Genomic DNA, 22,261 nt, shown 5'->3' on the forward strand with positions numbered 1-22,261 from the left:
CTACCGCACACGCTCCCTTATTGTTTTAGATTTATTGCTTTAGATTTATTGCTTTACATTTATTCTTTTACATTGATTGCTTTACATTCATGTTATTTAGCAGGCACATCATGACCGCTCACCGCGCCACACTGGCGGGACTATTAGCCATTGTACTGTGGAGCACCTCTGTCGGCCTTATACGCAGCCTCACCGAATCGCTCGGCCCGCTTGGCGGCTCCGCCATGATTTATACCATCAGCGCCCTGAGCCTGATGCTATTTGGCCACCGCCTGTCCTTACGCTCACATGATAAGGTTTACCTGCTACTCGGCGGTGTATGCTTCATCAGCTACGAAATCTGTTTCTCGCTATCGATTGGTTTGGCACAAAACAGAATGCAGGCCATGGAGCTTGGTATGGTGAATTACCTGTGGCCTTGCCTAACCATCTTATTTTCACTGTTTATTAATCAGCAAAAAAGCCGTCTCGGGTTATGGCCTGGCCTGGTACTCTCGGTACTGGGTATTCTGTGGATACTCAAAGGCGATGGCGACTGGTCTCCCGCGTTAATGTGGCAGAACATTAGCGCTAACCCACCAGCCTATGCCATGGCATTCATAGCCGCGTTAGTCTGGGCGCTCTATTGCAATATCTCCCGTCGCTTTGGCGCAGGAAAAAGCGCAATCGCGGTTTTCTTCACCATTATTGCGCTCATTCTTTGGTTGCAATACCTGTTTAGCTCACCGATGCCGCTGGTTTTCTCATTACAAACCGGACTGGAATTGCTGTTTATCGGCGGTTCTACCGCGCTGGCTTATGCGGCCTGGGACTTGGGCATCCAGCAAGGTAATTTGGCTTTACTGGCAACCGCCTCCTATTTCACCCCGATACTCACGACACTCATCGCCGCGTTATGGCTACACACGCTGCCGGGCCCGTCATTCTGGCAGGGAGTGATGATGGTAACAGGAGGGTCGCTTATCTGCTGGCTGGCAATACGCACGACACGTTAATCCGCGCCAGCGCAAGGTTTCAGCCAAAAGATGCGTGTAAAATATTTCTTTTACCCTGCAATGGGAGCGCTATCATGACTCTTTCTGCTGGCAAACGCATTCAACGGGAAATGCGCACGGTGCAGGCAATGCTCATTCTCTATGAGCGGGCATTTCCAGCACCTGCTGATGAGGTTAACTATTACACCACGCTGCGTGACTACGCCTTTAATCGGCTCTCAAAATGTCCCTACGGCGAAGAAAAGCCGGCGTGTAAACAGTGCCCCATCCATTGTTACCAGCCGGCAAAACGCGATGCTATCAAGGTCATCATGCGCTGGGCCGGCCCCAGAATGCTACTCCATCACCCCATATTGGCAATTCGGCATCTGTTAGACGATAGAAAACCTGTGCCAGCCAGACCGATGCGACAGCGTGTGACAAGGCGTAATGATTAACACGCCCCATGCCTTTTCAGATAAACCGCCTATCGTTCAGCACAGCACTTACCTTATCGCGCCTTATCACGCGTCTGAACCTGTATCGCTGGTGTCCTTACCGATAAGGGCGGTGTTAACGCTATGCAGGGTGAGATGAGAGGGGCTTAATACAGGCAAGAAAAAGGCCGCGTTAGCGGCCTTTTTGGTAAATCAAGACACTTTGGGTGACGCGTTTTCTACCCTACTTTTCAACTTCTGCCCTGGTCGAAACGTCACTACACGGCGCGCCGTAATCGGAATATCTTCACCGGTTTTCGGGTTACGCCCCGGGCGCTGGTTCTTGTCTCGCAAATCAAAATTGCCAAACCCCGACAATTTGACCTGCTCACCGTTTTCCAAAGCTCGACGAACTTCCTCAAAAAACAACTCGACGAGCTCTTTGGCATCCCGTTTGCTGAGCCCAAGCTTTTCAAACAGGTATTCAGACATTTCAGCTTTAGTAAGCGCCATAGGTTAATCCCTCAAGGATGCTTGGAATCGCTGTTTTAGTGCTGCTACGCATTGTGCAACGGTAGCGGCAATTTCCTCTTCTGCCAGTGTACGAGCGGTATCCTGCAATACCAGACTGATAGCCAGACTCTTATACCCTTCAGCTACGCCCTTACCTCGGTACACGTCAAATAAGTTTACGCCAACTAACTGATTTGCGCCAACTTTCTTGCATTCGGCCAAAACATCTCCGGCAGGAACATTTTCAGCCACAACAACGGCAATATCACGGCGGTTAGCCGGGAAACGCGACACCTCTTCAGCCTCAGGCAATTCACGCTCTGCAAGGGCATCCCACCGAACTTCAAACACCACCGTACGGCCATTTAAATCGAGTTTGCGTTCGAGTTCAGGGTGGATAACACCGATGAAACCAATACACTCACCCGCCAGATAAATTGCGGCACTCTGCCCCGGGTGTAACGCCGGATGAACCTCGGCACGAAACTCTACCGCAGACAACTTCCCGGTTAACGCTAAAACAGCTTCTAAATCGCCTTTTAAATCAAAGAAGTCAACAGCCTGACGGGCCAGGTCCCAGTGCTCTTCATAACGCGTACCGGTAATGACACCTGCCAGCATTGTCTCCTGCCGAACGCCTAAATCCGCCTGTGAATCTGGCACGAAACGCAGGCCGCTTTCGAACAAACGCAGGCGACTTTGTTGACGATTTTGGTTGTATACCACCGCAGACAATAACCCACTCCAAAGCGACAAGCGCATGGCTGACATTTCTACCGATATCGGACTTGGCAGAATCAGCGCTTCTTCTCCCGGATGAATCAACGATTGTACTTTCGGATCAACGAAACTGTATGTGATGGCCTCCTGAAAACCGTGGTCAACCAGTAACGTTTTCACACGCTTAAGTGACAAACTTGCCTCGCGATGCTGTGTCATTTTAAGCGGAGCTTGAGTCGGAATGTTCGGAATATTGTCATAACCGTAAATACGGGCGACTTCTTCAACCAAATCTTCCTCAATTGCCATATCAAAACGCCAGCCTGGCGCTATTGCCTGCCAGCCTTCAGCGGTTTTTTCCACCTGACAACCAAGGCGATGCAGAATGTCGCTAACCTTATCATCCGCAACGACATGACCAATCAAACTATCAAGTTTGCTACGACGCAGGGCGATTGTCGGGCGAACCGGTAAATGCGCATCATGAGTGACATCCACCACCGGGCCTGCCTCACCACCGCAAATATCCAGCAACAGGCGCGTCGCACGTTCCATCGCCTGGAACTGTAATGTCGGGTCAACACCGCGCTCATAGCGATGTGATGCATCGGTATGCAGACCATAACGACGCGCACGCCCAGTGATAGACAATGGATTAAAATAGGCGCATTCCAGTAGTACATTCTGTGTTTCGCCATTCACACCCGAGTGCTCACCACCAAAAATGCCCCCCATTGCCAGCGCTTTTTGGTGATCGGCTATCACCAGCGTATCGGCACTTAGGGTCGCGTCATTACCATCGAGCAGGCGCAACGTTTCACCCTCCTGCGCCATGCGTACCACAATCCCGCCGTCCAACCGCTCAAGGTCAAACGCATGCATTGGCTGACCCAGCTCCAGCAACACATAGTTAGTCACATCCACAACCGGATCGATAGAACGGATACCACAACGACGCAGTTTCTCACGCATCCAGAGCGGTGTAGCCGCGTTGACATTAATACCTTTTACCACCCGGCCCAAATAACGCGGGCACGCCTGCGGCGCCTCAATGCGAATCGGAAAACGCTCATCGATGGTTGCAATAACCGGCTCTATTACCGGCACATTCAGCGGCAGGCTGTTTAATACCGCCACATCTCGCGCCACGCCGGCAATCCCTAAGCAATCGGCACGATTCGGCGTCACACTGATTTCAATAGTATTATCATCAAGTTTCAGGTATTCACGAATATCTGTCCCCAGCGGCGCGTCCGCCGGTAACTCGATAATGCCGCTGTGATCGTCGGTAATGCCCAGTTCAGAAAATGAACACAACATCCCTTCAGACGGCTCGCCACGCAGTTTCGCCGCCTTGATTTTAAAATCACCCGGCAGCACCGCACCCACCGTCGCTACCGCGACTTTCAGGCCCTGACGGCAGTTTGGCGCGCCGCATACGATGTCCAGCAAGCGCTCGCCGCCGACATCAATCTTGGTAACACGCAATTTGTCTGCATTAGGGTGTTGAGCGCACTGCACCACTTCGCCCACCACAACGCCGTGAAATGCGCCAGCAACGGGCTCAACGCCATCCACTTCCAAACCAGCCATCGTGATTTGTTCAGATAAGGCTTCGCTGCTGATAGCTGGGTTAACCCATTCCCGTAACCAGAGTTCACTGAATTTCATCTTGATATTCCTGCCTTATTTAAACTGTTTGAGGAAGCGTAAATCGTTTTCGAAGAAGGCGCGCAAATCGGTCACGCCGTAGCGCAGCATGGTCAGACGTTCCATCCCCATACCGAATGCAAAACCAGAATAGACTTCCGGGTCGATACCGACATTACGCAACACGTTTGGATGCACCATGCCGCAGCCCAACACCTCAAGCCATTTACCGTTTTTCCCCATCACATCCACTTCTGCCGAAGGCTCAGTAAACGGGAAATAAGACGGACGGAAACGAACTTGCAAATCTTCCTCAAAGAAATTACGCAGGAAATCGTGCAACGTTCCTTTCAGGTTGGTGAAGCTGACATTCTTATCAACGATCAGCCCTTCCATCTGGTGGAACATTGGAGTATGCGTCTGATCGTAATCATTACGGTAGACACGCCCTGGCGCGATAATACGGATTGGCGGTTGCTGTTGCTTCATGGTGCGAATCTGCACACCGGAAGTCTGAGTACGCAGCAAACGTGTTGCGTCGAACCAAAACGTATCATGATCGGCGCGAGCCGGGTGATGGCCTGGAATATTCAGTGCATCGAAATTATGGTAGTCATCTTCGATTTCCGGGCCTGACGCCACAGAAAAGCCCAGCTCGCCAAAGAAGGTTTCTATGCGATCAATGGTGCGGGTAATTGGATGCAAACCACCATTTTCAATCGTTCTTCCTGGTAAAGAAACATCAATGGTTTCGGCGGACAGACGCGCATTCAACTCGGCACTCTCCAGCACCTGCTTACGCGTATTCAGCGCATCCTGTACTTCCTGCTTTGCCTGATTGATGACGGCCCCTGCGGCAGGACGCTCTTCAGCAGGCAGGTCACGCAGCGAGGTCATCTGTAGGGTTAAATGACCTTTCTTGCCCAGAAACTCAACGCGCACCGTTTCCAGCGCGCTAACGTCCCCGGCTTGTTCTATGGCTGTTCTGGCTTGTGCAACCAGTTCTGCGAGATGTTGCATTGCATTCCTCTTCTTCTGCCTGTGCGGCCGACAATCATGATTGGAAAGATACGGTTCTCAGTCACGCCAAACGCCTAAAACAGGCGTTAATCCAATAAAAAAGCCTCCACGAGGGAGGCTTAGGCGCTACTTTTCGTTTCTTTTCTTACGCGCAAAGCCCCGAGATTCAGGCGCTAAAGTAAAAAAAGAAACGGAAAATAGCAGCGTACATACTTGCGTTACCTTATCGTTGCCAGAGTAATTATGCTAACGTGCTGACAATATACCAATCTTGCCCGCTCTAAAAGCTTTTCATCAACAATTATGGGGCATAATCCATATTCGACAGTCAGTTGAGACGAAAAGAGGGAGCAAGCTCCCTCTTTCATCTGACTTACGCCAGAGCTGATTTCGCTTTCTCAACTAGTGCGCTGAAGGCCACTTTGTCGAATACGGCGATGTCAGCCAGAATCTTACGGTCGATTTCAACGGAGGCTTTTTTCAGGCCATTGATGAATTTGCTGTAAGACAAGCCATTCTGGCGGGCTGCTGCATTGATACGTGCAATCCACAGCTGGCGGAACTGACGCTTACGCTGACGACGGTCACGGTAAGCGTATTGACCAGCTTTGATTACTGCCTGGAAGGCAACACGATAAACGCGCGAACGGGCACCGTAGTAACCTTTCGCTTGTTTCAGGATCTTTTTGTGACGTGCACGAGCAACCACACCACGTTTTACGCGAGCCATATGCTCTCTCCTAAAGTCTTATTCTGAGTTAAAAAAAGGTTACTTATGCGTAAGGCAGACATGCTGCTACCAGGCCCAGATCTCCTTTGGAGACCATGCCTTTCGGACGCAGATGACGTTTACGCTTAGTCGCTTTTTTGGTCAGAATATGACGCAGGTTAGCATGCTTACGCTTAAAACCGCCGCTGGCAGTTTTTTTGAAGCGTTTAGCGGCGCCACGTACTGTTTTAATCTTTGGCATTATTATTTCCACTTCGCATTGTTAAACAATGAATCAGACAAGGCGAATTCCACTGCACGGTATAAGACCGTGCAGAGAGAATTACTTGGATGCCTTACTGTTTCTTCTTCGGTGCCAGCACCATAATCATCTGACGCCCTTCGATCTTGGTAGGGAACGACTCGACGACAGACAATTCATTCAGATCGTCACGAATGCGGTTAAGCATTTCGATACCAATCTGTTGGTGCGCCATTTCACGGCCACGGAAACGCAGCGTGATCTTGGCTTTATCACCATCTTCCAGAAAGCGAATCAGGTTGCGTAGTTTGACCTGATAGTCGCCATCATCGGTACCAGGACGGAATTTGATTTCCTTAACCTGAATAACTTTTTGCTTCTTCTTCTGTTCTTTGGTGGCCTTACTCTTCTCATAGAGGAACTTGCCGTAATCCATGATTCGGCAAACCGGCGGCTCGGCGTTCGGGCTGATTTCAACTAAATCAACACCTGCTTCCTCAGCTTTTTCTAACGCTTCATTCAGGCTCACAATACCAATCTGTTCGCCATCAACACCCGTCAGACGTACCTCTTGTGCGCGAATTTCTCTGTTGATGCGATTAGGACGCGCCGGTTGAACTCGTTTTCCGCCTTTAATACCTTATTCCTCCAACTGATGAAGACTACGGCTGCGAATCTCTTCTTGCAGCTTCGTGATTACTTCACTGACGTCTAAGCTTCCCAAATCCTTGCCTCGGCGAGTGCGGACAGCGACTTTACCTGCCTCAACCTCTTTATCACCACAAACAAGCATATAGGGAACACGCCGTAAAGTGTGCTCGCGGATTTTAAAGCCTATCTTCTCATTTCTCAAGTCCGCTTTGACACGAATACCCGCATCTTGCAATTTTCTTGTCAATTCGGTGACATATTCTGACTGACCATCAGTAATATTCATCACCACCGCCTGTACCGGAGCCAGCCATGTTGGGAAGAAACCGGCAAACTCTTCGGTCAGGATACCAATGAAACGCTCCATCGACCCTAAAATAGCGCGATGGATCATAACCGGAACCTGGCGTTCGTTATTCTCGCCTACATAGGACGCACTCAAACGGCCTGGTAGAGAGAAATCGAGCTGCACCGTACCACATTGCCACGCACGATCCAAACAATCATGCAGGGTAAACTCGATTTTAGGGCCATAAAATGCCCCTTCCCCCGGTTGATACTCAAACGGAATACCGTTTTCTGTCAACGCTGCCGCCAAATCTTCTTCTGCCCGATCCCACAGATCGTCACTGCCGATACGTTTTTCAGGCCGTGTGGACAGTTTCACGACGATTTTCTCAAAACCGAAGGTGCTGTACATGTCGTACACCATGCGAATACAGCTGTTCACTTCATTGCGAACCTGCTCTTCGGTACAGAAGATATGGGCGTCATCCTGCGTAAAGCCACGCACACGCATCAAGCCATGCAGTGAGCCAGACGGCTCATTTCGGTGGCAACTACCAAACTCCGCCATACGCAGCGGCAAATCACGGTAGGATTTCAACCCTTGGTTGAAAATCTGCACATGACCTGGGCAGTTCATCGGCTTAATGCAGTATTCACGGTTTTCAGACGATGTAGTGAACATCGCTTCTTTATAGTTTTCCCAGTGCCCTGTTCTTTCCCACAGCACACGGTCCATCATGAATGGCCCTTTAACTTCCTGATACTGGTACTCTTTGAGCTTCATACGCACAAAGGCTTCCAGTTCGCGGAAAATCGTCCAACCATCATTGTGCCAGAACACCATACCAGGCGCTTCTTCCTGCATATGGTACAGGTCGAGTTGTTTACCTATTTTACGGTGATCGCGCTTGGCTGCTTCTTCAAGACGCTGCAAATATGCACCAAGCTGCTTTTTATCTGCCCATGCTGTGCCATATATACGCTGCAACATTTTGTTTTTACTGTCGCCACGCCAGTAAGCACCCGAGGTTTTTTGCAGCTTAAAATGGTGGCAGAAACGCATGTTCGGCACATGCGGCCCACGGCACATGTCAATATACTCTTCATGATGATATAGCCCGGGTTTATCATCGCGGCTGATATTTTCATCCAGAATAGCAACTTTATAGCTCTCGCCTCGCGCGACAAACGTGTCTCGCGCTTCCTGCCAGCTGACTTTTTTCTTAATTACATCGTAGTCTTTATCGGCCAGCTCATGCATCCGCTTTTCTAACGCATCCAGATCGTCCTGAGTTAAGGTCTGATCCAGATCTACGTCATAATAGAAACCGTTGTCGATTACCGGGCCAATCGCCATCTTGGTATCCGGCCACAGTTGCTTGATAGCGTGACCCAACAAGTGAGCACAGGAATGACGAATAATCTCCATTCCCTCGTCATCTTTGGCGGTAATGATAGAAAGTTGCGCATCGGTCTCAATAACATCGACAGCATCAACCAACTCACCATTCACTCGACCAGCAATGCAGGCTTTCGCCAGACCGGGGCCAATATCAAGTGCGACGTCAAGCGGAGAGACAGCGTGGTCATAATGACGTTGACTGCCATCTGGAAGCGTAATAACAGGCATGTTAATTCCCTTATTTGCAGTGGTGACCCACACGAAAGATCACGTGCAAAAGATAATCTTGTTTAATTTGAATGGTCGGTGGAAAAGGATTTAACCCACAATTGTTAAATCAATTCCCCCTGTGCTCAGGCAAAAATGAGAGATAGCCATTAATTGGTTAGCACCCTCTTTTTCAGCTGACGGCGTAGAGTAGCACCATGCTTGTCATGATGCCAATCAACGCTCTGGAATCATATCTTTAAATAATGCATTCACTTCAGTATCGACAGGCTCAGGCTCGGGTTCAGCAACAGGCTGTGCCTCTGGTTGTTGTGTTTCTGCTGGAGGCAACAAAGCTTGCAGCAGAGCAATTTGCTGTTTCTGCTGTTCGACAATGTCATGCAATAAACGAATCTGCTCATTCGCTCTCACACTGGCCCGATTGATGAAAAACCAGACCAGAATGACCAGCAGCACAATCAGTGCGACAAAAACCACTTCCAGCATGTTTGAAGCAAAACTACTCATGTCCAAAATCCGTACTTAACTTCACTGAGGCGCGCATTCTAGCACTGACTAACGGGATAATTCGATACCAAGGCATGTATCCGGCAAGCATTGTGCTCTTTTCGTAAAAAAGCCCGTCATGAAGACAGGCTTTTCAGAGCAACGGATCCCGTTAAAATGGGTAATCATGGTATCCCATTTGATCGGATATGTTTCTTGCCGCAGTATGCAGCGTGGCGACATACTCATGCTTATTGTCTTCCGAGAAGCGGATTGTCGGAAACGAGATGCTCAATCCGGCAATGACGACACCGAAGCGATCGAATACCGGAACGGCAATACAGCGAAGTCCCTCTTCCTGCTCTTCGTTATCTTCACCATATCCTTGCTGGCGAACTAAATCGAGCTGAGGTAATAGCTCCTCCGTCCCGCCAATCGTCTTCGGTGTACTACGCTTAAAATCGACTTCAGCAAGAATCTCTTTGACTTCCTCCCGATCGCGCCACGCTAATAACACTTTCCCGATGGCGGTACTATGCAGCGGATTACGCCGCCCGATGCGCGAATACATGCGCAGGTTATACATAGAGTCAATTTTGTGAATATAGACGATACTATCCTCATCCAGCGCACCAAGATGGATAGTTTCACGAGTCAATGCTGACAATTCACGCATCTGAATGTCTGCACTGCGAATCAGGTCAACATTCTGTAGCGCTTTAGCGCCAAGCTCGAACAGTTTCAGCGTGAGTGAATACTTCTCTGACTCGCCTTCCTGAGCCACATACCCCAGAGACTTCATCGTTTGAAGGAAACGATAAACGGTACTTTTAGACATCATTACGCGCTGTGAAAGCTCCGTAATACCAATTTCACGCTCTTCGCCTAATGCCTGTAGAATGCCAAAGACCTTTAAGACAGATGACACGGAATCGGGTTGCTTATCTAAATCTGCAATAGCCATTTTTGTGGTTACCCTACGAAGTTTTTTTTGTTTTAAAAAAAATAGAACTGTTGTTTTAGTATAAAGGGAACGCTTTGAATATGGCAATCAGGCATTGTTACACGCAACTAAACTGGCTATGCGCGGCTCCCTGTAACGCTGCCCGACCAATTAATCATTTGATGATAAAAGTAAAAAAGCCGCCCCTTATGGGGACGGCTACAACACGAGTTACTGCCAAACGGAATCCGGCACTTTAGCCAGATACAAGGCGGGTTTACCATCAACATCCGATGTAAACAGAATTTGTTTATCATCAGGTGTAAAGGATGGATGTGGATGCGTCACCTGACGATCGCCTTCCAGCACGGCCCAGGATGTATTGTGTTGGGCGACCTGGAAGTGCTTACCGCTTTTCATATTAAAGACATACAGGAACGGATCATTTTCAATCTTATATCCACCATCGTCTTTAACATCGACCGGTGCATTACACCCATCACCGACCATCAGTGAACCGTCATAGTTACTCATCAAATGTGAGCAAGGCGGCATTTCCGTCAACTGACGATTTTCCAGCGTGACAGGGTCAACACTACAAATGAAACGATTGGTACTGCCTTTTAGGTAGGAAACGTAAGCCAGAGCGGAACCATTCGGAACCCAGAATTCGTGAGTACAGCTTTCACCCGGCGCATGCTCTTTCACTTTACGCATGTTCGTGCCATCTTCGTTGATGAACCACATACGCGCATCTACCAGGTCGTGTGGGCCTTCATGGCAGAACGCTACCGTGTTGTCATCACCAGGACGATAAATCGGGTGCCCCAACCACTGTTTTTCTTGCAGAATAGTCGTGGCCTCACCTGTTTTCAGATCAATCCGAATCAGGCGGCAGCAAGGATTGGTAAAGTAAAAGTCTTGGAATTTTTTCCAATCCGTCAGCGGTTGCCAGTCCTCTTTTTTGATTTCGATGCCAACCATTTTGGTGCAATCAGAGTTAGCAACCCATGTGCCGTAGCCAACCCACTCATCAGGTACCTGATAAATGTTCGTCTCTTCCAGAGTATTCAGATCAACACGCATTAAGTTACGCACGTTTTTCACATAGTAAAGCGCATCATCATCAGGAGAGAGGAAGCCGCCAAACGTATTGTCACCTGTTCCTTCAGTTAACTGCGTTGCCTGCTGAGTTTTCAAATCTAACAGGTAATAGTTCCATGGGCCATCAAACGCACCGCCAAACAATAGCTTACTACCATCATTAGAAAAACATTTCTGATAGAAATAGGTACGGTGGCAGATGACATCAGGAGGAGTAAGGCGCACGACTTCGGTGCCGGTAACGGAATCCTGGTAGGAATGGAACGTGAAAGAAAGCTTTTTACCTTTGGCCATCTGTAAATCCTTAGCGCTTATCGTGAAAAATCAGACGCAGCCAGATGTAAAGATAACCTTTCATCTTTTCATCCCGGCGAAACGCCATTGTTATATCGGCATTGTAGAAACAATGTTTCATTTTTCCGTGATCGTGGTTTTATTTTATAAAACATTCCGCCGTTTTTCACTGTCTGTTTGCTCTGGCGCAAGATTATTTTGTCTGAAATTGATTTCGCACATACTCAGAGGGCATAGTTAAAAGAGAGAAAAAACAAAGGCCCTGACGGGCTGACGGTTCCCCATAAATAAAGACAGGCATAGAAGGTTGTGATCTACTTAGTGTTCCACCAAAAAGTAAGGTCACTCCTCTATGCCTGTTTCACAAGTTTGCCATAAATTTTTCAGCCAGTCCCTGAACTCCATTCATCAGTACCGTAAAAACGCCCTGCTCGATATGACCGTGGCCCTGACGCGTGGTGCCTCGCTTTCTCTTACCAGCATCGGCAGATACCTGCCAGGCCCCGCACGTGTTAAGCACAAGATTAAGCGTGTTGACCGGCACCTCAACAGTGACCTGATGTTCAGTGATATTCCCGCCGTCTACCAACAGCTTGTATCCCGCCTCACACACAGCCTTTCAGTTTGTGTCATTGCCGTGGACTGGAGTGGCTATCCTTCATCAGAGCTCAGTGTTTTGAGGGCAAGCTTATTGTGTGATGGCAGAGCTATCCCTCTGATGAGTAAAGTCATTTCCTCCCGCTACCAGCACAACTCTGCCGTACAAAATGCCTTTCTCGATCAGATGGCTGCCGCCATCGGCAAAGATAAGCAGGTCATTATCGTGACCGATGCAGGCTTTCGCAGCGGCTGGTTTCACCACATCCGCTCTCTGGGCTGGGACTTTGTCGGGCGAGTCAGGGGCAGCCTCTATTTTCAGGTCGTAGGGGATGAAGAGTGGCAGATGGCGCGGGATATTGTGTCATCAACAACGGCGCGCTATCTGGGGTTCGGGCGTCTGGCACGCAACGCCAGTCGTGACTGTCCGGGACATTTCTACACCGTGCATAAGCGGGCGACGGGCAGGAAAAGCAGCCAGCATTACCCCAAAACAGACAGGATGTACCGTAAAAACGCGCGTGAACCGTGGCTGCTTTTTACCAGCCTAATGGGATATAAGCCACGCGGGATAGTTAAAATTTACAGTCGCCGTATGCAAATAGAGCAGAACTTCAGGGATGAGAAAAGTGAACGTTATGGTCTGGGACTACGGGCAAGCAAAAGCCGGGGAGAAAAGCGGATATCGGTGCTTTGCCTGATCGCCACGCTCTACAGCATCATTATGTGGATGACTGGTTATTACCTTGAAAGTAAAGGAATAAACAGATGGTTTCAGGCGAGCAGTGAGAAATCACGCAGGGTGCTGTCGTATCTGACTTTGAGTGAAAATGTCATCCGGCAGTCGCCGGGACTCCTGTCGGGGATGAACCCCGACAGGGTATATGCCGATATGGCGAGGGCCTATCGAAACATCATAATGGTGTATTAATGATGTTTCTGGGGATCCCTCAGCCCTGACGGGCCTTTGTAAGATTAAACGGTATGATTACTTGAGATACTCTCCGGTGCGCAGCGCTTCTATACGCTTATCCAGCGGAGGATGTGACATGAACATTTCACTGAGTGATTTCGATTTCCCGTTGATACAGAATGCCATCATGCTACCGGCTTCCTGCGGTTCATAGCTGGTTTTCAAGCGCTGAAGCGCGGCAATCATTTTTTCACGGCCAACCAATTTGGCAGAACCTGCATCCGCGTGAAACTCACGGTAACGCGAGAACCACATCGTAATGATGCTGGCAAGAATACCGAACACCAGTTCCAGCACCATTGAAATTGCCATATAAACTAGCGGATTACCGTTACTACTCTCTTCACTATCATCGCGGTTTCCAGAAAGGAAACTGGTGGCAACTTGCGCGATCACGCGGGAGATAAAGATAACAAAAGTATTCACCACACCTTGAACCAAGGTCATCGTTACCATATCGCCATTAGCAATATGACTGATTTCATGGGCGATAACCGCCTCGGCTTCATCACGACTCATACTTTGCAGCAATCCGGTGCTGACTGCGACAAGTGAGCTATCGCGACGTGCGCCGGTGGCAAACGCATTGATATCAGGAGCGTGATAAATTGCGACCTGCGGCATAGCAATCCCCACTTGCTGTGATTGCACACGCACAGTCTCTAACAGCCAATGCTCCGTTTCATTGCGTGGTTGTTCAATAACTTCTCCGCCGACAGAACGCAACGCCATCCACTTCGACATCAACAATGAAACAATCGAACCACCAAAACCGAACAAACCAGCCATGATAATTAATCCCATCATGCTGTTGTGCTGAACGCCCGTCAGACTGAGCACCAGCCCGAATACCAACATAACGGCCAGATTGGTGAGCAGAAAAAGCGCTATACGCATCATATGATTAAGATTTCCTCTTTTTTTAGCAAAAGCAATCGACGTCATTGCAACAATCACATCGTATGGGTTGCATGCCTATTTTCAAGCCCTAGTAACCTTTATGTTACCAAATTAACATAACTTTACATTTTTTATTGTAAAAGACCGAATAAAAAGAACCTTAACATGAAACACAGACGGCACATGCCAATAGAAATGATAGTAGAAAGAGAAACTCAAGGCAGGACGGAGAAAAATTATTGCATACCGCTTGCCCCTTAATGTAAGGGGCTGTAATTAATGTAACGACTGTTTTCTGTCAGAGACTAAGCAGAGACAACGCAGTCTCCTGGATATCCGCATCACATCTGCGCCACATTCTACGCTGACTGGCCTCGGCGAAGAGACTCGCTTTGCGAGCTATCACCCACCTAAAAACATCAATGCGGGCGGATTAATTTAGCCCCAATAGCTGCTCAAATTCGCTTGCAGGCATCGGACGGCCAAACAGATAGCCTTGAGCCTGTTCACAGCCCTTATTCAGCAATCTTTCACACTGTTCTTGGGTCTCAACCCCTTCAGCAATCACATCCAGATCAAAACTCTTACCCAAATACAATATCGCCCGGACAATCGCCGCATCAGGTGCTGACTCGCACATGGCTCGCACAAAGGTCTGGTCGATTTTTAACCGGGTCACAGGGTAATGTTTCAGCATACTGAGTGAAGCATAACCGGTACCATAGTCATCAAATGCTATGCCGATCCCATTTGACCGCAATTCATTAAGCGGCTTCATCATATTTTCATCATGCCGCAAAATAATATTTTCAGTAATTTCAAGCTCAAGCGCGCTGGGTGACAACCCTGTCAGGGACAGCACATCCTGAATCTTTTGCGCTAACATGCCTGAGCGGAATTGAGCAGCAAACAAATTGATACTGATGCGAAAATCACCCGCGCCTGCTTTACACCATTTTGCCGCTTGTAGACAAGCCGTCCGCACAACCCAATCGCCAATCCGTTCCGCCCACGGGCCTCGCTCAAGCGCGAACATAAACGCCGCTGGTCCCAATAAGCCTTTATAAGGATGACGCCAGCGTAACAGCGCTTCCGCCCCGACCACCTTATTATTAATCAGGCTAACTTGCGGTTGATAAAACACCTCAAACTCTTCTTGCTCATAGGCACGAATAAACTCAAGCTGGAATGCATGACGTGCCTGAAAGACTTCCCTGAGTTCACGGGTAAAAAAGCGGTAGCAATTACGGCCATCGGCTTTGGCTTGATACAAGGCCAAATCGGCACTGGTCAGTAAATCCTGCACCGTTAACCCATGTGCCGGATACATCACTAAACCGATGCTGGCGCTGGTATTAATTTGCTTGCCATCAACCAGCACGGCTTGCGAAATATCATGAATGATTTTTTCCGCAAGCCTCGCCACCTGTTCTTCATTGTCTTGTCTGGGTAACAGTATGGCAAACTCATCGCCCCCCATTCGGGCAACCATATCGCCAACGCCAACATTGTCCTGTAAACGCTTTGCTACGCTTGCCAAAATCTCATCGCCGCTGGAATGGCCAAGACTGTCGTTAATATCCTTAAAGCCATCCAAATCAATTGCCATGATGGCCGTAGGTTCGCCATTTTTCAGGAATTGCTCCAGAGTGGACGTCAGCAAAGTTCGATTAGCAAGACCCGTTAGCGGATCTCGATGCGCTTGTAAGAATAACCGCTCTTCGTAGCGTTGCCTTTCGGTGATATCACGAAGAATAATCCCATAACGGGTCTGGTTATTATCCTGCCACATCGATACCGTCAACTCAGTGGAAATGAGCGTGCCAAGCATCGTTCTGGTTTCCAGTTCGATAGAACTCCCTTTGAACATTGCCGTTTTATCGGTTGCCAGATGATGCAGCTGCACCACAAACATATCGGGTACAATAATACTGATATGCTCCCCCAGAATCTGTTCGCGGGTATATTCGAGCATTTTCTCTGCGGACTCATTCCAAAAGGTAATAGTCCCTTTGTCATTGACACATAAAATGGCATCAGGCGAGGACTCAGCGATACTCTCAAAGCGCGATTGACTCGCACGACGCGCTAATTCCAGACGACGCATTTCCAGCTTATCCATAACCAGCGCCGCAAAATCCTGCAAATTGTGCGCGTCTCGCGCACTCAGTGATGCTCGCGGCTTATTATCGATAATGCAAAGCGCACCTATCGGAAAACCGCTCGGCGTGCGCAGCGGGATGCCAGCGTAAAAACGGATATTGGGCTCACCGGTGACAAGTGGGTTGTCTTTAAAGCGCAGATCTTTACGCGCATCGGGGATGACCATGATGCGTTTTTTAAGAATGGCATGCGAGCAGAACGATTCATCCCGTGACGTTTCACAGATTGACAAACCTAAACTGGCTGCAAACAACTGCCGTTCTGCTTCAACCAGAGAGATCAGCACAATAGGAACGTTAAAAACGTTAGCCGCCAGATTGATCAGACTGTCGAAGCCGGGATCAGACAGGGGTTTGCTGATGCCATACTCGCTCAATGCGGCCAGTCGGCTTTTCTCATCTTTATTGGCTGGGGCTTGACTCATGGGGATTCCCCTCACATTATCCATTGTTTTTTCTGTCAGAAAAAATTGTAGCCGGTTGTCGTGACACACTTACCGTAACTTTTCACGCAAAAAAAATCATCGACGAATAAAATCCATCGATCTCTTTCGATTAAATTTAAAACGATAACGGGCTACTATCCCTCTTTGCTCAGTCTCTTCCCCACATCAGGGACCACATCTTTTATCATGCAAATTATCGGGTAGCATCAACAGAATAGCAAAATGCGAGCGAGGAGGAAGACCCGAAACCAAGATTTTCCACGTTTCCCTAATTTTTATCAGAAATACCATCACTGATAAGTGGTTAATTATCTTAATAGATCGTTATTCCCAATCATCAAGGCAAAGTTGATAACCTATTACTATAAAATTGTTCTTATGCTCGCTATTTTATAACCAATAGTTCAGTAAGATTTTTTAATAACAGTTAAAAAACTTTCTTTTAATGCAGAAAAACTGTTTAAAACCAAATAACAGTTAACTTATTTGTATTATATCGATCGTTAATCAAGGCAAAACAAACGCTGAATTTATCAGCACAGTAAATGTGTGCCAGAGCTCAACGTTATTGTTCCGTGTTGCAACACTCAACATTCGAGCTTAAACAATATATTAGCGATGCGAAGAGTAAAAATAGTATAAAAAAGTAAAACCACAAGGCTGGCAGGTATTGGTTATCTGGGGCAAAGCAGCGAAGAAGAGGCAGTAAACCTCACGGCGTGAAGCGGTGCCATGAGGTTTGAGGGGGAACGATTGTTACATGTTGCTGATGATGTCCTGGGCAAACTCACTACATTTACGCAGCGTTGCACCGTCCATCAGACGTTCGAAGTCATAAGTTACGGTTTTGTTTTTAATCGCACCTTCCATACCTTTGACAATCAAATCAGCGGCTTCGAACCATTGCAGGTGGCGCAGCATCATTTCGGCAGAAAGGATAACCGAACCGGGGTTCACTTTATCCTGGCCTGCATATTTCGGCGCTGTACCATGCGTGGCTTCGAACAATGCACACTCATCACCGATATTGGCTCCCGGAGCAATGCCGATACCACCAACTTGTGCTGCCAGCGCATCAGAAATGTAGTCGCCGTTCAGGTTCATACAAGCGATAACATCGTATTCAGCCGGGCGCAGTAAAATCTGCTGTAAGAAGGCGTCAGCAATCACATCCTTCACAACGATCTCTTTACCGGTTTTCGGGTTCTTGATTTTCACCCACGGCCCGCCATCAATCAGCTCGCCACCAAATTCTTCGCGCGCCAACTGGTATCCCCAATCTTTAAATGCGCCTTCGGTGAACTTCATGATGTTGCCTTTATGCACCAGCGTGACAGAATCGCGATCATTGGTGATAGCGTATTCGATAGCGGCGCGCACCAAACGTTTGGTTCCTTCTTCGGAGCAAGGTTTGATGCCGATGCCACACTGCTGCGGGAAACGGATTTTCTTCACGCCCATTTCATCTTGCAGGAACTTGATGACTTTATCGGCTTCCGGCGAACCCGCTTTCCATTCGATGCCAGCATAAATATCTTCAGCATTTTCACGGAAGATAACCATATCTGTCAGCTCAGGCTGTTTCACTGGGCTTGGCGTGCCTTCATAATAACGAACCGGGCGCAGGCACACATATAAGTCCAGTTGCTGACGCAGCGCTACGTTCAAAGAACGGATACCGCCGCCAACTGGCGTCGTCAACGGGCCTTTGATTGCAACACGGTATTCGCGAATAAGATCCAGCGTTTCATCCGGCAGCCAAACATCTTGACCATAAACCTGGGTTGATTTCTCACCCGTGTAGATTTCCATCCAGGAAATGCTGCGCTTACCCTGATAGGCTTTGTTCACTGCGGCATCGACAACTTTGATCATAGCCGGCGTCACATCAACACCGATGCCATCACCTTCAATGAACGGAATGATCGGATTATCCGGCACAACCAGTTTGCCTTGCGCATCAACCGTGATCTTCTGCCCTTCTGCCGGTACAACTACTTTACTTTCCATTAACCTCTCCTTCGAGCGCCATTTTTGTTAATGACTTGTAAGATGCGTGTCAATACTACTTGAATATTTAGCCTGAGCCAATCACAAACCATTTCGAGTATAATGGTTTTGTCATTCACAGCCAGTAATAACATGAATAAATTCCCTGTTAAAAATCACCGACTTAAACGTTTCAGCTCACGCTCCATAAAAAATCAACCCGTTGAGGCGGCAAAAACACGCATCGTATTGTTCAATAAACCCTTTGATGTGCTATCGCAGTTCACTGACGAAAGTGGCAGAACAACGCTGAAAGATTATGTTCCTTTTCGCGATATCTATGCGGCCGGGCGATTAGACCGCGATAGCGAAGGCTTAATTCTCCTGACAAATGACGGTCGATTACAGGCGCGCCTGACTCAGCCAGGCCGTAAGACCGCAAAAATCTACTATGCGCAAGTAGAAGGCATTCCCGATGAAAGCTCACTACAGGCTTTTCGGCGCGGATTGACGCTCAACGATGGCCCCACGCTACCGGCAGGTGTTGATATCGTCGATGAACCCACCTGGATATGGCCACGCCAGCCGCCTATCCGTGAACGAAAAAACATCCCGGTAAGCTGGCTGAAAATCACCCTGCATGAAGGCCGCAACCGTCAGGTTCGACGCATGACCGCCCATATTGGCTATCCGACTTTACGCCTGATTCGTTACAGTATGGCCAATCAAACGCTTGAAGGGCTAAAACCCGGCGAATGGAGAGAAATAGAGAATGTTTAAGCCCCATGTGACCGTCGCCTGTGTGGTGCAGGCGGAAGGCCATTTTCTGGTCGTAGAAGAAGAGATACAGCAGCGCCGCTTATGGAACCAGCCAGCCGGTCATCTCGAAGCCGATGAAACCCTGTTACAGGCCGCACAGCGCGAACTGTTTGAAGAAACGGGTCTGCGCATAGCACCGCAAAGTTTTCTTCAGTTACATCAATGGATAGCGCCGGACAAAACGCCATTCTTACGTTTCAGCTTTGTCATCGATCTGCCAAAGCGCGTACCAACGACGCCGCAAGACAGTGACATCATCTGCTGCCATTGGTTAACACCAGAAGAAATTCTGCATGCAGACTGCCTGCGTTCACCACTGGTCGCAGCGAGTATACGCTGTTATCAACAGGGGCAACGCTACCCATTAGAGATACTAGCCGCGTTTAATTGGCCCTTTCCCAATCCAGCCTGACGCTTTGCCATACAGGTTTTCGTGATGCCAGTGCGTGCGTGCGGCAAGTATGCTACTCTGCTACGCCTGTTTTTTGCGCGACTGCTTTACCGTACATCATTACGTTCGTGAGATATCCATGTCAGATAACAGCCAGAAAAAAGTCATTGTCGGTATGTCCGGCGGTGTGGACTCCTCAGTATCCGCCTACTTGCTACAGCAGCAGGGTTATCAGGTCGAAGGCCTGTTTATGAAAAACTGGGAGGAGGATGACGATACAGAGTATTGCTCTGCCGCCACCGACCTCGCTGATGCACAGGCCGTTTGCGACAAACTGGGTATCGAGCTGCATACCGTTAATTTTGCCGCTGAATACTGGGATAATGTGTTCGAACACTTTTTGGCGGAATACCGCGCCGGGAGAACGCCCAACCCCGATATTCTGTGTAATAAGGAAATTAAATTTAAGGCCTTTCTGGAATTTGCGGCGGAGGATCTGGGCGCTGACTATATCGCTACCGGGCATTATGTACGCCGCCACGATGTCGATGGGAAAAGCCAGTTACTGCGCGGACTGGACGGCAATAAAGACCAAAGCTATTTCCTCTACACCTTAAGTCACCAACAGGTGGCGCAAAGCCTGTTTCCTGTCGGTGAACTGGAAAAACCGCAGGTGCGTGCTATCGCCGAACAACTGGACTTAGCGACTGCGCGCAAGAAAGACTCGACCGGCATCTGTTTTATCGGTGAGCGCAAATTCCGCGATTTTCTCGCACGTTACTTGCCTGCACAGCCGGGCCCGATTCTATCCGTCGATGATGACAAAGTGATGGGGCAGCATCAGGGGTTGATGTATCACACGCTGGGCCAGCGAAAAGGCCTGGGAATCGGTGGCGTGAAAGAAGGCGGAGATGACCCGTGGTACGTGGTCGATAAAGATGTGGCCAATAACGTCTTATATGTGGCGCAAGGCCATGAACACCCTCGCCTGATGTCCACTGGTTTAATCGCGCAACAGCTGCATTGGGTCGATCGCCTGCCGCTAAACGCGCCGCTGCGTTGTACGGTCAAAACCCGCTATCGTCAGGCGGATATTCCCTGTCTGGTCACACCGCTTGATGAAGACCGTATCGACGTGCGGTTTGATAATCCTGTGGCTGCCGTCACGCCCGGCCAATCCGCGGTGTTCTATTTAGACGAGATCTGCCTCGGCGGCGGCATCATTGAAGAGCGCTTGTCTCCCGGGCGCTAATCCGGGGGCAATCACGGCTATCAGATACCATTGCAGCACCCGACATCGTCACAGTAACCGACAGTCAACAATCCTACGCCACCGCGCTTTCTGGCCGGTGGCGCACTCACGGCACAGCACAGAATCTATTCTGGTATCAACGCACGCCCAGCGCGCAGCGACAGTTGCCATCTGGCACGAATCACTGTCAATTTGCCGCATGAAGCGGTTTTTCCCGGCCATATACTGGGTTAAACGCCGTTTTTATGGCATGATCGGCCATCTTTATCGGGTGTGAATGCACAATGGCGGAAAGCGGGCTTGCTTGCCCTTTCTTTGCTGCGTCATCAAACAGGCCTCGCTTATGCCCTCACGCCCAGCCAGATGATGTCAACAGGAGCGATTGTGGCTAAAAACTATGATGAAATTACGCTGGCTATGGCGGGTGTTTGCCAGTCTGCCCAGTTGGTACAACAGCTGGCGCATCAGGGAACATGCAATACAGATGCACTGAAAACATCGCTGCAAAGTATCCTGAACATCAATCCGTCGAATACGCTGGATGTCTTTGGCAATCGTGAAGCAAACCTAAAGATAGGCCTGGAAACGCTGCTAGGCATTCTGAACTCCTCGCGCGAAGGTCTTGGCGCGGAATTATCGCGTTATACCTTCAGCCTGATGGTACTGGAGCGGCGTTTGCACAATAACCGTGATGCCCTCAACGAGCTGTGCTCACGCATCAGCCAGCTCGATCGCCAGCTCGATCATTATGACCTGCTATCTGATACGTTTATTAATGTTCTGGCCGGAATTTATGTTGATGTCATCAGCAAACTTGGCCCTCGGATACAAGTAACCGGCGCGCAGGAAGTCCTGAAAAATTCGCTCATTCAGGCCAAAGTCCGGGCTGCCCTGTTAGCGGGCATTCGTGCTGCGGTGCTCTGGCAACAGGTTGGCGGCAGCCGACTGCAACTGATGTTCTCCCGCAGCAAGTTGGTGCGCCACGCACAAGATATGCTGTCCCGATGCCATGCCTGATGTTTGCTGGCAGCAGCCTCGCTCGCTGGCGGCA

Annotated in this window: 21 protein-coding genes and 1 other annotated feature; of the genes, 7 read left to right on the top strand and 14 right to left on the bottom strand. The window is 49.0% G+C overall.

Annotation, left to right across the window (positions count from 1 at the left end; genetic code table 11):
• Window positions 1-110 precede the first annotated feature (110 nt).
• Window positions 111-995: an aromatic amino acid DMT transporter YddG gene (gene yddG, locus O1Q98_RS03030; protein ID WP_125259284.1), complete on the top strand. Its 885-nt coding sequence runs from the start codon at window positions 111-113 to the stop codon at window positions 993-995.
• Window positions 996-1,069: 74 nt separating this feature from the next.
• On the top strand, window positions 1,070-1,432 hold the full coding sequence (locus O1Q98_RS03035) for a nitrous oxide-stimulated promoter family protein (protein ID WP_125259283.1): 363 nt from the start codon (window positions 1,070-1,072) through the stop codon (window positions 1,430-1,432).
• A gap of 192 nt (window positions 1,433-1,624) precedes the next feature.
• Here the strand turns inward: O1Q98_RS03035 and ihfA are convergent, their stop codons facing one another.
• The 11 genes from ihfA to ogl form a co-directional block, all read right to left on the bottom strand.
• Window positions 1,625-1,924, bottom strand: a complete 300-nt coding sequence (gene ihfA / locus O1Q98_RS03040) for an integration host factor subunit alpha (RefSeq protein ID WP_035341598.1) — start codon at window positions 1,922-1,924, stop codon at window positions 1,625-1,627.
• A 3-nt stretch (window positions 1,925-1,927) separates the two neighbouring features.
• On the bottom strand, window positions 1,928-4,315 hold the full coding sequence (pheT, locus tag O1Q98_RS03045; protein WP_125259282.1) for a phenylalanine--tRNA ligase subunit beta: 2,388 nt from the start codon (window positions 4,313-4,315) through the stop codon (window positions 1,928-1,930).
• Between the two features lie 15 nt (window positions 4,316-4,330).
• The gene (gene pheS, locus O1Q98_RS03050; RefSeq protein WP_125259281.1) at window positions 4,331-5,314 is read right to left on the bottom strand and encodes a phenylalanine--tRNA ligase subunit alpha; all 984 of its coding nucleotides are present in this window, start codon (window positions 5,312-5,314) and stop codon (window positions 4,331-4,333) included.
• A gap of 93 nt (window positions 5,315-5,407) precedes the next feature.
• Window positions 5,408-5,531 (bottom strand) — a sequence feature (Phe leader region).
• Window positions 5,481-5,525, bottom strand: coding sequence for a pheST operon leader peptide PheM (pheM, locus tag O1Q98_RS03055; RefSeq protein WP_152562850.1), 45 nt, complete (start codon window positions 5,523-5,525; stop codon window positions 5,481-5,483). (Overlaps the previous feature by 45 nt.)
• 156 nt (window positions 5,532-5,687) lie before the next feature.
• Window positions 5,688-6,044 (bottom strand): 50S ribosomal protein L20, encoded by a 357-nt coding sequence (gene rplT / locus O1Q98_RS03060; protein WP_012769671.1) that lies wholly within the window; start codon window positions 6,042-6,044, stop codon window positions 5,688-5,690.
• Window positions 6,045-6,087: 43 nt separating this feature from the next.
• The gene (rpmI, locus tag O1Q98_RS03065) at window positions 6,088-6,285 is read right to left on the bottom strand and encodes a 50S ribosomal protein L35 (RefSeq protein WP_013318081.1); all 198 of its coding nucleotides are present in this window, start codon (window positions 6,283-6,285) and stop codon (window positions 6,088-6,090) included.
• Between the two features lie 94 nt (window positions 6,286-6,379).
• Window positions 6,380-6,922 carry a translation initiation factor IF-3 gene (gene infC, locus O1Q98_RS03070; protein WP_071604303.1) on the bottom strand — a complete coding sequence of 181 codons (543 nt, stop codon included), beginning with the start codon at window positions 6,920-6,922 and terminating at the stop codon, window positions 6,380-6,382.
• A 3-nt stretch (window positions 6,923-6,925) separates the two neighbouring features.
• Window positions 6,926-8,854 carry a threonine--tRNA ligase gene (gene thrS, locus O1Q98_RS03075; RefSeq protein WP_125259280.1) on the bottom strand — a complete coding sequence of 643 codons (1,929 nt, stop codon included), beginning with the start codon at window positions 8,852-8,854 and terminating at the stop codon, window positions 6,926-6,928.
• Window positions 8,855-9,070: 216 nt separating this feature from the next.
• A complete protein-coding gene (locus tag O1Q98_RS03080; protein WP_416232415.1) occupies window positions 9,071-9,340 on the bottom strand; it encodes a YebO family protein in 270 nt (89 codons plus the stop codon).
• Between the two features lie 172 nt (window positions 9,341-9,512).
• A complete protein-coding gene (gene kdgR / locus O1Q98_RS03085; RefSeq protein ID WP_125259278.1) occupies window positions 9,513-10,304 on the bottom strand; it encodes a DNA-binding transcriptional regulator KdgR in 792 nt (263 codons plus the stop codon).
• A 210-nt stretch (window positions 10,305-10,514) separates the two neighbouring features.
• A complete protein-coding gene (ogl, locus tag O1Q98_RS03090) occupies window positions 10,515-11,681 on the bottom strand; it encodes an oligogalacturonate lyase (protein WP_125259277.1) in 1,167 nt (388 codons plus the stop codon).
• Between the two features lie 352 nt (window positions 11,682-12,033).
• Here ogl and O1Q98_RS03095 point away from each other — a divergent pair, with 352 nt between their 5' ends.
• Window positions 12,034-13,209 carry an IS4 family transposase gene (locus O1Q98_RS03095; protein ID WP_278142860.1) on the top strand — a complete coding sequence of 392 codons (1,176 nt, stop codon included), beginning with the start codon at window positions 12,034-12,036 and terminating at the stop codon, window positions 13,207-13,209.
• A gap of 57 nt (window positions 13,210-13,266) precedes the next feature.
• Here O1Q98_RS03095 and htpX read toward each other — a convergent pair whose 3' ends face one another.
• From htpX to icd, 3 genes are all read right to left on the bottom strand, one after another.
• A complete protein-coding gene (gene htpX, locus O1Q98_RS03100) occupies window positions 13,267-14,151 on the bottom strand; it encodes a protease HtpX (protein ID WP_125259275.1) in 885 nt (294 codons plus the stop codon).
• Between the two features lie 433 nt (window positions 14,152-14,584).
• The gene (locus O1Q98_RS03105) at window positions 14,585-16,738 is read right to left on the bottom strand and encodes a sensor domain-containing phosphodiesterase (RefSeq protein WP_125259268.1); all 2,154 of its coding nucleotides are present in this window, start codon (window positions 16,736-16,738) and stop codon (window positions 14,585-14,587) included.
• 777 nt (window positions 16,739-17,515) lie between these two features.
• Window positions 17,516-18,769, bottom strand: a complete 1,254-nt coding sequence (gene icd, locus O1Q98_RS03110; RefSeq protein ID WP_125259267.1) for an NADP-dependent isocitrate dehydrogenase — start codon at window positions 18,767-18,769, stop codon at window positions 17,516-17,518.
• A 102-nt stretch (window positions 18,770-18,871) separates the two neighbouring features.
• On the opposite strand from icd, the gene rluE reads away from it, so the two are divergent.
• From rluE to hflD, 4 genes are all read left to right on the top strand, one after another.
• Window positions 18,872-19,528, top strand: a complete 657-nt coding sequence (rluE, locus tag O1Q98_RS03115; protein WP_125259266.1) for a 23S rRNA pseudouridine(2457) synthase RluE — start codon at window positions 18,872-18,874, stop codon at window positions 19,526-19,528.
• Window positions 19,521-19,979, top strand: a complete 459-nt coding sequence (locus O1Q98_RS03120; protein WP_125259265.1) for an NUDIX hydrolase — start codon at window positions 19,521-19,523, stop codon at window positions 19,977-19,979. Before rluE ends, O1Q98_RS03120 begins: the two co-directional genes overlap by 8 nt.
• Window positions 19,980-20,097: 118 nt before the next feature.
• Complete coding sequence (gene mnmA / locus O1Q98_RS03125) at window positions 20,098-21,210, top strand: tRNA 2-thiouridine(34) synthase MnmA (RefSeq protein WP_125259264.1); 1,113 nt, start codon at window positions 20,098-20,100, stop codon at window positions 21,208-21,210.
• A gap of 384 nt (window positions 21,211-21,594) precedes the next feature.
• Window positions 21,595-22,227 carry a high frequency lysogenization protein HflD gene (hflD, locus tag O1Q98_RS03130; protein ID WP_125259263.1) on the top strand — a complete coding sequence of 211 codons (633 nt, stop codon included), beginning with the start codon at window positions 21,595-21,597 and terminating at the stop codon, window positions 22,225-22,227.
• The last annotated feature ends 34 nt before the right edge of the window (window positions 22,228-22,261 follow it).

Origin of the sequence: Dickeya lacustris (assembly GCF_029635795.1) — a bacterium.
In the GTDB taxonomy this organism is placed as follows: Bacteria; Pseudomonadota; Gammaproteobacteria; order Enterobacterales; family Enterobacteriaceae; genus Dickeya; species Dickeya lacustris.

What these genes read in the sequence shown, in the direction of transcription:
- yddG (WP_125259284.1), top strand. Translation starts at nt 111, where the DNA reads ATGACCGCTCACCGCGCCACACTGGCGGGACTATTAGCCATTGTACTG.
- O1Q98_RS03035 (WP_125259283.1), top strand. Translation starts at nt 1,070, where the DNA reads ATGACTCTTTCTGCTGGCAAACGCATTCAACGGGAAATGCGCACGGTG.
- ihfA (WP_035341598.1), bottom strand. Translation starts at nt 1,924, where the DNA reads ATGGCGCTTACTAAAGCTGAAATGTCTGAATACCTGTTTGAAAAGCTT.
- pheT (WP_125259282.1), bottom strand. Translation starts at nt 4,315, where the DNA reads ATGAAATTCAGTGAACTCTGGTTACGGGAATGGGTTAACCCAGCTATC.
- pheS (WP_125259281.1), bottom strand. Translation starts at nt 5,314, where the DNA reads ATGCAACATCTCGCAGAACTGGTTGCACAAGCCAGAACAGCCATAGAA.
- rplT (WP_012769671.1), bottom strand. Translation starts at nt 6,044, where the DNA reads ATGGCTCGCGTAAAACGTGGTGTGGTTGCTCGTGCACGTCACAAAAAG.
- rpmI (WP_013318081.1), bottom strand. Translation starts at nt 6,285, where the DNA reads ATGCCAAAGATTAAAACAGTACGTGGCGCCGCTAAACGCTTCAAAAAA.
- thrS (WP_125259280.1), bottom strand. Translation starts at nt 8,854, where the DNA reads ATGCCTGTTATTACGCTTCCAGATGGCAGTCAACGTCATTATGACCAC.
- O1Q98_RS03080 (WP_416232415.1), bottom strand. Translation starts at nt 9,340, where the DNA reads ATGCTGGAAGTGGTTTTTGTCGCACTGATTGTGCTGCTGGTCATTCTG.
- kdgR (WP_125259278.1), bottom strand. Translation starts at nt 10,304, where the DNA reads ATGGCTATTGCAGATTTAGATAAGCAACCCGATTCCGTGTCATCTGTC.
- ogl (WP_125259277.1), bottom strand. Translation starts at nt 11,681, where the DNA reads ATGGCCAAAGGTAAAAAGCTTTCTTTCACGTTCCATTCCTACCAGGAT.
- O1Q98_RS03095 (WP_278142860.1), top strand. Translation starts at nt 12,034, where the DNA reads ATGCCTGTTTCACAAGTTTGCCATAAATTTTTCAGCCAGTCCCTGAAC.
- htpX (WP_125259275.1), bottom strand. Translation starts at nt 14,151, where the DNA reads ATGATGCGTATAGCGCTTTTTCTGCTCACCAATCTGGCCGTTATGTTG.
- O1Q98_RS03105 (WP_125259268.1), bottom strand. Translation starts at nt 16,738, where the DNA reads ATGAGTCAAGCCCCAGCCAATAAAGATGAGAAAAGCCGACTGGCCGCA.
- icd (WP_125259267.1), bottom strand. Translation starts at nt 18,769, where the DNA reads ATGGAAAGTAAAGTAGTTGTACCGGCAGAAGGGCAGAAGATCACGGTT.
- rluE (WP_125259266.1), top strand. Translation starts at nt 18,872, where the DNA reads ATGGTTTTGTCATTCACAGCCAGTAATAACATGAATAAATTCCCTGTT.
- O1Q98_RS03120 (WP_125259265.1), top strand. Translation starts at nt 19,521, where the DNA reads ATGTTTAAGCCCCATGTGACCGTCGCCTGTGTGGTGCAGGCGGAAGGC.
- mnmA (WP_125259264.1), top strand. Translation starts at nt 20,098, where the DNA reads ATGTCAGATAACAGCCAGAAAAAAGTCATTGTCGGTATGTCCGGCGGT.